The sequence below is a fragment of the Candidatus Sulfotelmatobacter sp. genome (assembly GCA_035498555.1).
GTDB lineage: Bacteria > Eisenbacteria > RBG-16-71-46 > RBG-16-71-46 > RBG-16-71-46 > DATKAB01.
On sequence record DATKAB010000016.1, the window covers coordinates 1 to 13143 of the forward strand.

Annotated in this window: 9 protein-coding genes; 3 read left to right on the top strand and 6 right to left on the bottom strand. The window is 68.5% G+C overall.

What is annotated here, in order from left to right; genetic code table 11:
• Positions 1-394 precede the first annotated feature (394 nt).
• The 5 genes from VMJ70_01675 to VMJ70_01695 all read right to left on the bottom strand — a co-directional run bounded on the left by VMJ70_01675 (position 395) and on the right by VMJ70_01695 (position 6139).
• Positions 395-1318, bottom strand: a complete 924-nt coding sequence (locus VMJ70_01675) for a cysteine synthase family protein (protein ID HTO89816.1) — start codon at positions 1316-1318, stop codon at positions 395-397.
• Between the two features lie 13 nt (positions 1319-1331).
• Positions 1332-2759 (bottom strand): HAMP domain-containing sensor histidine kinase, encoded by a 1428-nt coding sequence (locus VMJ70_01680; GenBank protein HTO89817.1) that lies wholly within the window; start codon positions 2757-2759, stop codon positions 1332-1334.
• A gap of 83 nt (positions 2760-2842) precedes the next feature.
• On the bottom strand, positions 2843-3529 hold the full coding sequence (locus tag VMJ70_01685) for a response regulator transcription factor (protein HTO89818.1): 687 nt from the start codon (positions 3527-3529) through the stop codon (positions 2843-2845).
• A 61-nt stretch (positions 3530-3590) separates the two neighbouring features.
• Positions 3591-4166, bottom strand: a complete 576-nt coding sequence (locus tag VMJ70_01690) for a periplasmic heavy metal sensor (GenBank protein HTO89819.1) — start codon at positions 4164-4166, stop codon at positions 3591-3593.
• Positions 4163-6139 (bottom strand): cytochrome c peroxidase, encoded by a 1977-nt coding sequence (locus VMJ70_01695; protein ID HTO89820.1) that lies wholly within the window; start codon positions 6137-6139, stop codon positions 4163-4165. The genes VMJ70_01690 and VMJ70_01695 overlap by 4 nt, the downstream gene beginning before the upstream one ends.
• Before the next feature lie 354 nt (positions 6140-6493).
• On the opposite strand from VMJ70_01695, the gene VMJ70_01700 reads away from it, so the two are divergent.
• From VMJ70_01700 to VMJ70_01710, 3 genes are all read left to right on the top strand, one after another.
• Entirely contained in the window at positions 6494-7453 is a 960-nt protein-coding gene (locus VMJ70_01700; GenBank protein HTO89821.1) for an ectonucleotide pyrophosphatase/phosphodiesterase, read from the top strand.
• 120 nt (positions 7454-7573) lie between these two features.
• Positions 7574-9865: a hypothetical protein gene (locus VMJ70_01705; GenBank protein ID HTO89822.1), complete on the top strand. Its 2292-nt coding sequence runs from the start codon at positions 7574-7576 to the stop codon at positions 9863-9865.
• Between the two features lie 58 nt (positions 9866-9923).
• On the top strand, positions 9924-10778 hold the full coding sequence (locus VMJ70_01710) for a glycosyltransferase family 2 protein (GenBank protein HTO89823.1): 855 nt from the start codon (positions 9924-9926) through the stop codon (positions 10776-10778).
• 15 nt (positions 10779-10793) lie between these two features.
• On the opposite strand, the gene VMJ70_01715 is transcribed toward VMJ70_01710, so the two are convergent.
• Positions 10794-13094 (bottom strand): protein kinase, encoded by a 2301-nt coding sequence (locus tag VMJ70_01715; protein ID HTO89824.1) that lies wholly within the window; start codon positions 13092-13094, stop codon positions 10794-10796.
• Between the last annotated feature and the right edge of the window lie 49 nt (positions 13095-13143).

Below are 13143 nucleotides of genomic sequence, written 5' to 3' on the forward strand. Positions count from 1 at the left end.
ATCGGTCAGATAGCGCCAGCGCGCATGCTCGCCGTACGAAATGGTGGGTGCCGGAGGAGCGCTGGAGATCTCGACTCCCGCGCTGATTCCCGTGCTCGTACCGGTCGTTGCGCACGAGGTGATTCCCAGCGCGGCGAGTGCTAGAAGCGGTGCGATCAGGCGTTTCATGTCCGTCTCCTTCCGTCGGAGCTCCCGGCGTGGAGCTCACGGGTGACTGGCGAGCCGGCCGCGGCCGAAGACGAGCATCGCGCGTGCCGCGAGGACACAAGGGCCGGGAAACTCCGGCAAGTGGCTTGGCGACAGGGATCAGCGCGCCGCCCCGCGTGTACCAGCGACCCTTGGGGAGGCGGCGAGCGACGCGTTGTTTGGTAAGAGGAACAATCGAAAAGCGGCGCTAGTGGATTCGATAGACGTCGGTGTTCAGATACTTGAGTCCCGAGTCCACCATCAGCGTGACCACCTTCTTCCCTGGCCCGAGCCTCAGCCCGAGCGCGATGGCCGCGACCACGTTGGCTCCGGAAGAAGTGCCGGCGAACAGGGCCTCTTCACGTGCGAGCCGGCGGGCCATTTCCTTGGCCTCGTCGGTCTTCACGGCGAGGATTTCGTCCACCAGGCTCGGCTCCCACAGCGGCGGCACGAACCCGACGCCGACGCCCTCGATCTGATGCGGTCCGGGCTCTCCGCCGCTCAGCACCGCGGATTCGGCGGGTTCGACCACCGCGATCTGCACCCCGGCGCGGTGCTTCTTCAGCACCGTCGCCACGCCGCGGGACGAAGCCGCCGTGCCCGCGCAGTGGACGAAGGCATCGACTTCGCCGCGCGTTTCGGCCCAGATCTCCTCGCCCAGCCCGTAGTAGCCGCCGATGGTATCGGGATTGCGGAGCTGATCGGTCCAGCAGGTGTTCGGCTGCCGGCTCAGTGCGCGAGCGGTTTCGATCATGTCGAGGATCAGCTTCTTGGTGGTGCGCCCCTCCTCGCTCGGCACCAGGGTCAGCTCGGCGCCCAGCGCGCGCATCTGGTCGAGCTTCTCACGCGCGAAGGCGTCGGAGCTCACGATGTGAATGCGATGCCCCCGGGCCGCGCACACCAGCGCCAGCGACGCGCCGGTGCTCCCGCCGGTGTACTCGATCACCGTGCCACCCGGTTTGAGGCGGCCGGTCTCTTCCGCCCGCGAGATCACCGCAACCGCCATGCGGTCCTTCATGCTGCCGGTCGGGTTCTCCCATTCGAGCTTCGCGTAGATCTCGGCGCAGCCGGCTGGGACGACCCGGTTCAGCCGGACCATGGTGGTGTTTCCGATCGCCTCGAGAACGCTCATGGCACCGCTCCTCTCACTCGACCGACGGCAGTTCGACGATGAACGCGGCTCCGCGCGGCTGGCGTGATTCCGCGTGAACCCGGCCGCCGTGCTGGCTCGCGATCTCGCGCACGATCGCGAGTCCAAGTCCGGTCCCGCCCTGTGCGTGCACCGACTCGGCCCGGTAGAAACGCTCGAACACGTGCGGCAGGTCCTCGGATGCGATTCCCGGTCCGTCGTCGCTCACCGTCAGGCCCCAGCCCGCGGCGGGACGATCCGTCGAATGCCCGGCGAGCACCGGATCGAGGCGCGCCATGGACAGGGTGACGTGACCCCCCGCCGGAACGTAGCGCAAGGCGTTGCCGAGCAGATTGTCCACGACCTGCTCGAGCCTCCGGCCGTCGGCCAGCACCCAGGCCGGCGTCTCGAGTCCCGCCCACTCCAGCGTCAGTCCGGCGGCCGAGAACCTCGGTCCCAGCCGGCGGGCCGCATGGCGACACAATGCGGCCCAGTCGAGGCGCACGGGCTTCAGGGGGACCGACCCCGCTTCGAGGCGCGTGAGCTCGAGCAGATCGGCGATCAACAACTCGAGGCGCTTCGCCTCTTCCAGGACGTCATTGAGATAAGTGGCCCGCTCTTCTTCCGAGCTGGGCACTTCGGGATTGGCCAGGGTCTCGACGTAGCCGCGGATCGATGTGAGCGGGGTCGCCAGCTCATGGGTGATGTCGGCGAAGAGCCGGCGTCTCTGCAAGTCGGTGGCTTCGAGCTGAGCGCGCGCCACCGCAAGACGTTCGGTCATGAGATTGAAGCTTTGCTCGAGGCGACCGATTTCGTCGCGTCCGCTGCGTTCCACGCGCGCCGACAGCTCGCCCCCGGTGACGCGCCTCGCGACCTGCTCGAGCGCCTGCAGGCGCGTCACCACGATTCGCACCATCAGCAACCCGGCGACTCCCGCGGCCAGGATCGCGAACGGCATGAACAGCGCGAGGGCTCGCGTTTCGGGGAGCGCCCAGAGACTTACTCCCTCTGCCGTTCCCATCGCCACGACCTCGCCGAAGCGACCGCCTTCGATGTTCACGGCTCGATGCCCGAGCACCGCCAGGCGCGCTTCGAGAGAGGCGAAGTCGTCCCCGCTTCTTCCGAACGGCGCCTCGCCGGCGGAGGAATCACGCAGCGCCGACGAATCGGCGAGCCCACTGCTCAACAGGAGCGGGATGATGCGCGCGCGCAGGTCGGGACCGATCGGCTGGGTCGCGACCAGGCGGCCGTCCCAGGCGCTGAGCAACAGGAACGCGTCGCGCGCCGCCGGGCGATTTTCGCGCAGCACGCGAGCGATCTCCCTCAGATCGTAGGGATCGTAGAGCGCCGCGATCTGGCGCGAGGCGCGATCGAGCGACAGCTCGGTGCGCTCGTGGGCGCGTTGCGCGGCGAGGGGCCGCAGCACCGTCACCACCACCAGCACCTCGAGCAGCGTGGCCGCGGCCAGAACCAGCAGGAAGGTTCCGGCAAAGGTCCAGAACAGACTGTGCGCGCGCGACGCGGGTCTCAGAAGGCTTCACCCTCGAAGCGGTAGCCCGCGCCCCACACCGTCTGCAGATAGCGCGGCTCGTCGGGGTCCACTTCCAGCTTCCTGCGCAGCCGGCTGACCAGGTTGTCGATGGTGCGATCTCCCACCACTCGATCGTCCCCCCAGACGCGGTCGATCAGCGCCTCTCGCGAGAACACCTGGCCGGGCCGGCAGGCCAGGAAATAGAGCAGATCGAATTCCAGCGTGGTCAAGCGCACGCGCGCGCCGTCCCGTTCGGCTTCGCGTCGCGCGGGATCGATGCGCAGCCCGCCGAACACCAGCTCGTGCTGGCGCGGCTCGGTCGCCGTACGTCTGAGGAGCGCGCGCACGCGAGCCACCAGCTCCGAAGTGCCGAAGGGCTTGGGGAGATAGTCGTCGGCGCCGAGCTCGAGGCCGAGGACCTTGTCGGCTTCGGTCGAGCGGGCGGTCAGCATCAAGATCGGAACCTCGCTTTCGCCGCGCAGATGGCGGGTGACCTCGAGCCCGCTCAGTCCCGGCAGGCCGATGTCGAGCACCACCAGCGCCGGCTTCAGACGATCGAATTCGCGAATCGCCTGCTCGCCGTCGGCGGCGAGATGACACTCGTATCCCGCCGCCTCGAGATTCTTCGCGACCAACACCGCGATGCGCCGATCGTCCTCGACGATCAGGACCTTGAGCTTCATGCGGCCAGTCTCGGAGAGCGGTGAGTGAAAGACAAGCGCCCGCCGGGCGTTTAGGCCGTGCCTAGTGCCACCGGGCCTCGGCGCCGGGGCGGCGGAGCCTCGCGCGCTGCTCGGGCGTGAGCACGGCGCGGATCGCGAGAATGGCGGCCACCCTTGACTTGAGCATCTCCTGCCGCACGGAAGTCAGCCGCTCGATGGCCCTGGCGATCGCCCCGGTGTCGGTGGAATCGCGTTCCACCAGGCGCTGCAGATCGAGGTCGGCGATGCGCGCGTCGCCGTCGGCGCGAATCGCGTAGCGGCGCTGGGCGTCGATGAGATCCTCGATCTTCGTGCGCTGGGTCGGGGAGAGCCCCAGCTGATCGAGGGCTTCGGGCGTCGGAAGCCGCGCCCACAACGGACCGGGTCCCGGCGGCGGGCCAAACTCGGGGCGCGGCCCGAGAGGAACATCCGGACCGGGCGGGTCGCCCAACTTCGGGCTCCCCGCATCCGGCCCGCGCCCGGGCCCCTCTCCCAGGCCGCTTTGCGCGAGCGCCGCGCCGTGCAGCGCGACGGCGCTCAGCAAGATCCAGACGATCGCGATCCGCTTCGACTGCCAGGCAGCCCGCGCAGGCTCGCCTTTCCACCGGCGCGCGTTCATGGGAGGCGGACCACTCGGGTCGAGAGCGCTTCATGCTCGGTCTCGAGCCGCAGGAAGTAGACGCCGCCGGGAACCGACGCCCCCGAGGCGTCGTGCCCATCCCACTCCGCGGAATAGGCGCCGGGCGTTACCGCGTGGTCCATCAACCTGCGCACCGCGCGTCCACTCACGTCGTACACGGTGAGCCGCGCGCGGGTGGCCGAAGCGAGCGTGAAGCGAACCGTGCTGCGGGCGGAAAACGGGTTGGGCCACGCCCGATCGAGTCGGGTCGTCGCGGGCCCCGCGACCGGCGCGGAGCTCGCCAGCGAGCCGATCGCGCCATAGGGACCGAACAGCGTGAACTGGATGAGCGGCGAAGTCGCGATGCCGCTCGGGGCGCCGGGGTCGGCGACGTACCAGCGGCCGAAAAGCGTCGTACCGGCGAGTGTCGGATCGTCGGGGATCGCCATCGTCACCGAGCCGAAGCCTTCGCCGCTCGGGCTCTTCTGGAGCACGATGGCGAGTCGCGCGAACGAGCCCGCGGCCGGAATGGCGCCGCCCTCGGCGGGCGGCGAAGTGTCGAGGACCAGCACCGCGGGTGCGCCCGCGAGTGCGTCGTGGACTCCGATCGTGAGCTGCGGATTCCCCGTCATCATCGGCTCGGGCGCGACGGGAATCGGCGGCGATTCGGAGCCACCCGCCACGCCGCCGTCGAGCACGCGGGGGACCAGACCGGTTTCTCCGTAGAGCCCGGGGCGATCGAAGGGCGGCTCCTCGCTCGCCACTCGCGGATCGGTGAGCGGCCGGCGCAGGAACGCGAGCAGCGCCGCCTTCTGGTCGGGGGTGAGGTTGAGTGGGCGGATCACCGGCGGCTTGTTGGCCGCGGTGAAGTCGCCGCCGCGGTCATAGAAATCCACCACTTCCTCGAGGGTGTTGAAGCGCCCGTCGTGGAAGTAGGCGGGCCGCAGCGCCACGTTGCGCAGGCTGGGAGTGCGGAACGCGCCCAGATCGTTGGGATCGCCGGTCACGGCTTCGCGCCCCGGATCCTCGGCCGCGGGCCGGACGCCAATGTAGTGAAACCGTTCGTCCGACATCAGCGAGCCGGCATGGCAGCCCGCGCATCCGAGTGCGCCGAACAGCTGGCGGCCCTGATTCTCGAGGGGCGTGAGCGCCGCAACTCCGGCGATCACCGAGTCGAATGGCGTCTGCGTTGAATAGAGTGTTCGCTCGTAGCTCGCGATCGCCATGGCGATTCGCGCGCCGGTCACCTCCGAACTGCCGAACGCTTCACCGAACAGCTCGGGATAAGGGCGGCCGTTGATCCAGCTCGACAGCGCGCTCGGCACGTGTGACGAGAGCATCAGCGGCTTGAGCGTCGCGACGCGCGAGGAGACGTCGCTCCACGTGCGCCCGAGGTGGCCCATCTCGACCGACGAGATGGGTGGAGCCGTCGACTGATTCTCGAGCGCCCCGCCGGCGACGAGAATGGTCGCGCCGGTCTGGGGATCGAGAAAGGTCTCGCCCGCCCGGCCGTCCCAGAACAGCAGCGGCGCATAGGCGGCGTTGACGAACGACGGCGCGAGCCGCGAAGTGACCTGCAGGTTCATTCCATAGATCGGGGCCCAGGCGAATGAACCATCGGCCTGATTGAGCACGATGCCCGGCGAACCGGCGACGTCGTCGGGGGTTCCGAACTGAGCGTCGGCGCCGGCGTTGGTGGAGTGTGCCGAGCCGAGCACGGTGCGCGGATCCGAGCCGCCGCGCCCGGCCTGGTGGCAACTGCCGCACGCGACCGTGCGCGTCGAGGAGAGCTGCTCGTCCCAGAACAGCGCCTTGCCGAGATTGGCCTTGGCGGTGGTGACCGGATTGCCGGGTGGTTGAGGGGGTGGTGGCAGCGGCGTGAGCGGCGGAGGCGGCGGGGGCGGCTGAGCGAGGGCGGCGGCGGCGTTTGTCGAGACCATGAGCGTCAAGAGCACCCCGAGCTTCCAGCGCATCGACATCCCCTCCCCATCCCGATCCGGGCGGTGCACGGCTCGCGCCCCGGAGGGGTTGGGGCGGCGTCGAATCACGAAGGCAGTATCGACGCGAGATGTCTCAGAAGTTTCTCAAGCGGGATAGAAATCATCTCGGCAGGCGTCGGGCGTGGTGTTCTTCGTGGCCGGCATTCACGAAGCGGCGGACAGCCGATCGGGTCGAACCGTGGCACGCCCGACCGCGGTCGATCATGCCGGCATTCGACAGCATGTTCTCCTCCCCGTAATCTCCTAGTTACCCCATCGACGCGGCCCCTCCGCCACAGTGGAAGGACACGGGGCCGCAACCATGAACCGGGGCCGCCCCGAGACCCCATGCGCACCGACCTCCGAAGAGTTCCGCTCGCGATCCTGCTCGCGATCGCGATGGCGACGAGCGCCGCCGCCGCTCCGGCTCGTGCTCCTTCGGCACGCCGAGCGCTCCTGATCAGCGTCGATGGCCTTCGTCCCGACCTGATGCTTCGCGCCAACACCCCCACGCTGCACGACCTCATGAGACAGGGCAGCTTCAGCATGTGGGCGCGCACCACCGCGGTGTCGATAACACTTCCCTCCCACACCTCGATGCTGACCGGCGTGCCGCCGGCGCGACACGGCATCGACTGGAATCGCGACTTGCCCTTCTCCGAGATCGTCTATCCGCGGGTGCCGACACTGTTCGAGCTGGCGAAAAAGGCCGGGCGCACCACGGCGATGGTGGCGGGCAAGAAGAAGTTCGAGGCGCTGGCGAAGCCCGGCACGCTCGACTGGTGTTTCGTCCCGAGCGTCACCGTGGTGAGCGACGAGCAGGTTGCCGACAGCGCGGTCGCGATGATCGCGCGCCATCACCCCGAGGTGATGTTCGTCCACCTGCCGGCGGTCGACACCGCCGGGCACGAACACGGCTGGGGCTCCGACGCCCAGCTGGACGCGATCGAAACTGCCGACCGCTGCATCTCGGCCATCCTGGGCGAGCTGCGCCGTCAGGAGTTGCTCCAGGCGACGGTGGTGATCGTGAGCTCCGACCACGGTGGCGCCGGCACCGAGCACGGGCCCGACGATCCGCGCAGCCGGACGATTCCATGGCTGATTTCGGGGCCCGGGGTCCGGCAGGGGCTGGATCTCACCCTCGATCGGGATCTGGTCATCAATACCGAGGACACTTTCGCCACGATCTGCTATCTGACCCGGATCCCTCTGCCCGAGCACATCGATGGCCGCCCCGTGCTCGCGGCGATGGACAGCTCGCTCGCCGATTCGCCTGCGGGGTCGCCGGCGTCCGCCACCTCCCACTAGCCACGTCGAGATCCTGTTAGCGGCGGGTCAGGCATTCGTCCTGCCGGTCCACACGTTGTAGGATCACCGTTGGGTCGCAACCAGGCTCCCGTTTCGTTCGTCTCAAGCCGTGGAGGCTGCATGGACCGGACGAAGGTGTATGGCTCGCGCATCGCGCGGCGCGCAGGCGCCGGCCTCACGCTGGTGGGGCTCGCGCTGTTGGCGATCACCACGGGGGCGGAGGCCAGCAGCTCCAACTGGCCACGCCAGTTCGATTCACCTTACGGATCGTTCATCATCTACCAGCCGCAGCCGGAGACGCTGAACGGCGATCTGCTGACCGGACGCGCGGCGTTCTCGCTCCAGCGCAGCACCGACCCCGAACCCACGTTCGGCGTGATCTGGTTCGCCGAGCAGATCCAGATCGATCGCGACAGCAGCACGGTCCAGGCGCGCAACTTCGACGTGACCAAGGTCCGGCTCCCCGGCATCACCGAGGCCGACGCCAGCCGCTACGAGCATCTGGTCGAGTCCGAAGCGCTGAAGTGGGACCTGTCGGGATCGCTCGAGGAGCTCCAGTCCGGGCTGGCGTCGGCCGAGCGGGAGCGCGCCAGCGTCGCCGGCCTCGACACCATGCCGCCGAAGATCCTGTTCACGCAGCAGAAGTCGCTCCTGGTGGTGTTCGACGGCTCGCCATTCACGGTCAAGCTCGACAATTCGGACCTCGAGCGAGTGGCGAACACGCCCTATGCGATCGTTCATGACCCTTCCCACGGTGTGTTCTACCTGAACGGATCGAACATGTGGTACTCGGCCGGCAATCCACTCGGACCCTGGAGCCCGATCTCCAATCCGCCCGACGAAGTGCGGGCGATCGTGCCGCCCGACACCTCCGCGACCGACGTGGTCAGCGGCCCGCCGCCGGCGGTGGTCACCGCCACCGAGCCGACCGAGTTGATCTGGACCGACGGCCCTCCCCAGTACGCCTCATTGGTCGAGGGTGAGCTGCTCTACGTCACCAACACCGAAAGCGATGTCGTGCGTGACATCAACTCCCAGCAGCTCTATGTATTGCTGTCGGGCCGCTGGTATCGGGCTCCCCGGACCACCGGGCCCTGGACCTTCGTTCGCGGCGACCGGCTTCCTGCGAGCTTCGGCCGCATACCGCCCGCCTCCCCCAAGGCCAACTTGCGCGCGAGCGTCGCCGGCACCGACGAAGCGGACGACGCTCTGGCCGACGCCGAGATTCCACAGACCAGTCCGATCCGCCGCGACTCCTCGGGGTACCAGGTCTACTACGACGGCGCGCCCGATTTCGAGCCGATCGACGGCACGCAACTCAAGTACGCGGTCAATACCGAGGCCGAAGTGATTCTGGCGGATGGTCGCTACTACGCCTGCGATCAGGGGGTGTGGTACGTGGCCGACGATCCGATGGGGCCCTGGCGCGTGAGCGAGACGCGGCCCGTGGAGGTGGACGAGATTCCGCCCAGTTGTCCGGTCTACGATGTCCGCTACGTCTACATCTACGACGTGACGCCCGACATCGTGTACTTCGGCTACCTGCCCGGCTATCTCGGCTGCTACCCCTACTACGGTACGGTGGTGTTCGGCACCGGCTACCACTATCGCGCGTGGCGGCGGCATTTCTACTACCCGCGCCCCTGCACCTGGGGATTCGGAGCTCGCTACAATCCGTGGCTCAGCCGCTGGTGGTTCGGATTCAGCTACCAGTCGGGATTCCTGCGCGTCGGATTCAACTGGCACCCCTGGCCCCGGTATCGCGAGATTCGAGACCCGGTGCGCTGGCTCGGCCCCGGCGGCTACCGCCGGCCGACGTTGATGCCGGACCTGAGCATGGCGCGAACCCGACAATTCCGGCGGCAGCCCGCGACTCCGGTCGAACGCACGCCGATCAACATCTACCGGCGCTCCGCCAATCTGCCGCGCGTGGACAAGACGGTCGCGCGCTCGCCGCTCACGCCGGCGCGCGCGACGCCACGCACGCCTGCGAAGGCACCCAACGACGTGTTCGCCGGACGCGACGGCAAGGTCTACCGACGCGAGCAGAACGGCTGGAAGGTGAATCAGGGCCGAAACTGGGTGCCGGCCCCGGTGACCGCCACGCCTCGCGAGACGCCCGCGGCGCCGGCGAGAGCCCCGGTCGCGGCGCCCCCCGTGCGCAATTGGCCGCCACCCGCCCCGGCACCGCAGCGACGGTACGAAATGCCGCCGGTGACCACGACGCCCGTCGCGCCGCCCTCGGCGAGGCCGCAGCGCGTCCAACCGCCCCCGATCAGTCCCTCGCCCGGAGACCTCGAGCGTGAGTTCCGTGGCCGGCAGCGCTCGGGCGCCGGGCCCACACCGGTGGCGCCGCCTCCGCGAGAAATGCAGAAACAGCCTCAGAAGAAGGAGATCAAGAAGAATCCCTGAACGGTGGTAGGATTCGTGGCGTCCCCGCGTCAACCTCAGTAGCGCGGAATTCGCATCCGTGGAGCCCGGCCGCATTTCCGTCGTACTCGTCACCCACGAGTCCATCGCCGTCCTGGACGACTGCCTCGGGCACGTCATCCCGGAGTTGCGGTCGAACGGCGCAGAGTTGATCGTCGTCGACAACGATTCTCGCGACGGCTCGGGCCCGCGCGTCGCTGCACTCTGGCCTCCGGCTGCGTTGATTCGCAACTCGCGGAATCGAGGCTTCGCGGCGGCATGCAATCAGGGCGCAGCCGCCGCCTCGGGCGAGTGGCTGGTACTGCTCAACCCGGACGTCAACGTGGATGCGGGAGCGCTGGGCGAGCTTCGAGCCACGCTGCTCGCGAATTCCGACGCGGGCTTCGTTGCGGGGCGACTTCGCTCACCGGATGGGAGGTTTCAGGCCTCGTGCCGCCGCTTCCCGACCGCTGGGAATCTCATCCAGTCGCGGGGATCGGTGCTTTCCCGCTGGCGGCGAACCGGCGTCCCCTACACGCTTCCCGACGCGAATCACGTGGTTTCGGTTCCAGCCGTGGCGTGCGCGTTCGTGATGATCCGGCGTGCGCTTTTCCAATCGCTCGGAGGCTTCGACGAGCGCTTCTTCCTGTTCATGGAGGACACGGATCTGTCGCTCCGCCTCGAGCGGGCCGGGTATCGCAACCTCTTCGTTCCCGAGGCGGGCGCCACACATCGCTGGGGACAGGGCGCGCGCTCCGGAAAATGGAGGCGCACGCTCCACCACCATCATTCCATGTGGAAGTACTTTCGAAAACACGATCCCGGCGGGTATTCCCGACTCGTGCTGCCGCTGCTGCTGACCGGCAATCTCCTGGCCCGGAGTCTTCTGCGGCCGCGCCGGGGCAACCCGTTCTGATCCGCGTTTCTCGGCTCAGGGTTCGAAGCCCATCCGCGCGAGGAACGTTCCCCAGCGCGGATCGCTTCGCAGCGAGCGAAGGCGGTCGCTCACCTTCATTTCGGTGAGCCCCCCGTCGCGGTTCTGGTAGGCGCGCTCCAGCCATTCGAAGGCCTCGTCGGTTTCGTCGCGCATGGCATGCGCCTCGGCGATCTGCAGAGCCCAGACCGAGGCGTCCATGGCGATCAGCGCCGAGAGGGCCTCGCGGGAATCATCCGAGAGTCCCAGCGCCTGATAGACGATTGCCAGCGACCATTGCCGAAAGCCCGCGTTCGGCTCGCTTCGTGCCATCGACAGGGCTTCTTCACCACGCCCGCGTGCGACCAGAACCAAAGCCAGCGCGGCGCGCGTCGCGATTCGCTGGGGCGCGAGCTCGAGCGCCTTTCGATAGGCCTCCTCCGCTTCGGCCAGATTGGTCAGTCGCAGCATGCCGCCCAGGTTGTGGTACGAACCGGCATTGAGTGGATCCTGCTCCAGCGCGCGCCGGCAGAAGTCGATCGCTTCATCGAGGCGCCCCTCGTTATAGGCGAGCGCGCCGGCGCCGTGCAGCGCCTGGGAATTGCCGGGGGCGAGTTCCAGCGCACGCCGGTACGACGCCTCCGCCCGCCGCCAGTCCCAGTCGTGGATCATCCGGATCCAGCCCATCTGGGCGTGAGCCTCGGCCAGGTCGGGTTCGAGTTCGAGTGCGCGCTCGACGGCGAGGCGCGCCCGCGAGTAGCCCTCCTCGAGCGGAAGCCAGCCGACGTCCGCGGACCGCGAGTAGGCCTGCGCCAGAACCGCGAACGCGAGCGCGAAGTCGGGCGAGCGCGAGAGCGCCCGTTCGAGATACTCGACGCCCTTCAGAGTCTCGTCGCGCGTGCGGCGATCGATGAGGTAGCGGGCTTGAAGGTAGAGACGGTGCGCTTCCGGGTCGGTGCCGCGACCGCGGGCGGCCTTCGCCACCTCCGCTCGAACCTCCCGGCTCGCTTCGAGCTCCGGCCCATGGCCGAGAAGCGTCGTGCGCAGCTCCTGGACCACCGATTGAGCGATCTCGTCCTGAACCGCGAAGATGTCGTCGAGGCCGCGATCGTAGGTTTCGGACCAGAGTGGCGCGGCATCGGCGATCCGCACGAGCTGCACGGAAATCCGGACCCGCGGGCCGCTCTTCCGCACGCTGCCCTCGAGCACGGTGGCGACGTTCAGCTTCGCACCGATGGTCCCGAGGTCCTCCCGGGTTCCCCTGAACTGGAACGAGGAGGCGCGGGCGGCAACCCGGAGCCCGCGGATCTTGGAGAGCAGATTGAGCAACTCGTCGGCGAGGCCGTCCGAGAAATATTCGTCCTCGGCGCTGGCGCTCCGATTGACAAACGGCAGCACCGCGACCGACGCCAGTCGCTCGCGCGCGGCGCCGAAACGAGCGCCAGGCTCGCCGTGCTCGAGTGCGTGCTTGAGCCGGCGCAGCGCGTCCGCCACCTCTCGCGCGGTCTGAAATCGCGCCAGCGGCGGCTTGCGCAGGCAGCGGTCCACCAATCGATCGAGCTCCGCGGGGACTCCGGGCCGGGCCTGCGCCAGCGGGACCGGTTCATCGCGCAGGATCGCCGAGCTCACCTCGGCGAAGGTGCGGCCGTCGAACGGTCGATGGCCGCAAGTCGCCTCGTAAAGCACCACTCCCAGCGCGAACAGGTCGGTGCGGCCGTCCACTTCCTCGCCCCGCAGTTGCTCCGGCGCCATGTAGGGCACGGTGCCCACGACCTGCCCCGCAGTCGAGAGTGGAGGCGGCGCGGTCGGCGCGCGGGTCGCGATCGGCGCTTCGTATTCCGCTTCGAGCTTGGCAAGCCCGAAGTCCAGAACCTTGACGTGTCGAGTCTTCGTGATCATGACATTGGCGGGCTTGAGGTCGCGATGGATCACACCCTTGTCGTGCGCGGCCGCGAGCGCCTCGGCGAGGGCAACTCCCAGATCTACCACGCGCTCGACCGGCCAGCCCGCGGGCGCGATGAGTTGGTCGAGAGTCTCGCCCACCACGTGCTCCATGGTGAGAAACCGGGTCGAGCCGGCATCCTCGACGGAATGGAGCACGACGATATTGGGATGATTGAGCGAAGCCACCGCGCGAGCCTCGCGCTCGAGACGGGCGAGCTGATCGGGCCGGGTCGCGAGGTCGGGTGGCAGGACCTTGAGCGCCACCTCGCGGCCGAGCCGCAGATCCCGGGCGAGATAGACGGCTCCCATGCTTCCCTCGCCGAGCGGCGAAAGGATCTCGTACGAACCGAGGCGGGTACCGGAGGCGAGGGGCATGCGTGGCGAAACGCGTCAGGGGGTACTGGCCGCGACTATGGATCGCGCA

Excerpts from the sequence above, each read along its gene's own strand:
- VMJ70_01675 (HTO89816.1), bottom strand. The coding sequence starts at position 1,318 with ATGAGCGTTCTCGAGGCGATCGGAAACACCACCATGGTCCGGCTGAAC.
- VMJ70_01685 (HTO89818.1), bottom strand. The coding sequence starts at position 3,529 with ATGAAGCTCAAGGTCCTGATCGTCGAGGACGATCGGCGCATCGCGGTG.
- VMJ70_01690 (HTO89819.1), bottom strand. The coding sequence starts at position 4,166 with ATGAACGCGCGCCGGTGGAAAGGCGAGCCTGCGCGGGCTGCCTGGCAG.
- VMJ70_01695 (HTO89820.1), bottom strand. The coding sequence starts at position 6,139 with ATGCGCTGGAAGCTCGGGGTGCTCTTGACGCTCATGGTCTCGACAAAC.
- VMJ70_01700 (HTO89821.1), top strand. The coding sequence starts at position 6,494 with ATGCGCACCGACCTCCGAAGAGTTCCGCTCGCGATCCTGCTCGCGATC.
- VMJ70_01705 (HTO89822.1), top strand. The coding sequence starts at position 7,574 with ATGGACCGGACGAAGGTGTATGGCTCGCGCATCGCGCGGCGCGCAGGC.
- VMJ70_01715 (HTO89824.1), bottom strand. The coding sequence starts at position 13,094 with ATGCCCCTCGCCTCCGGTACCCGCCTCGGTTCGTACGAGATCCTTTCG.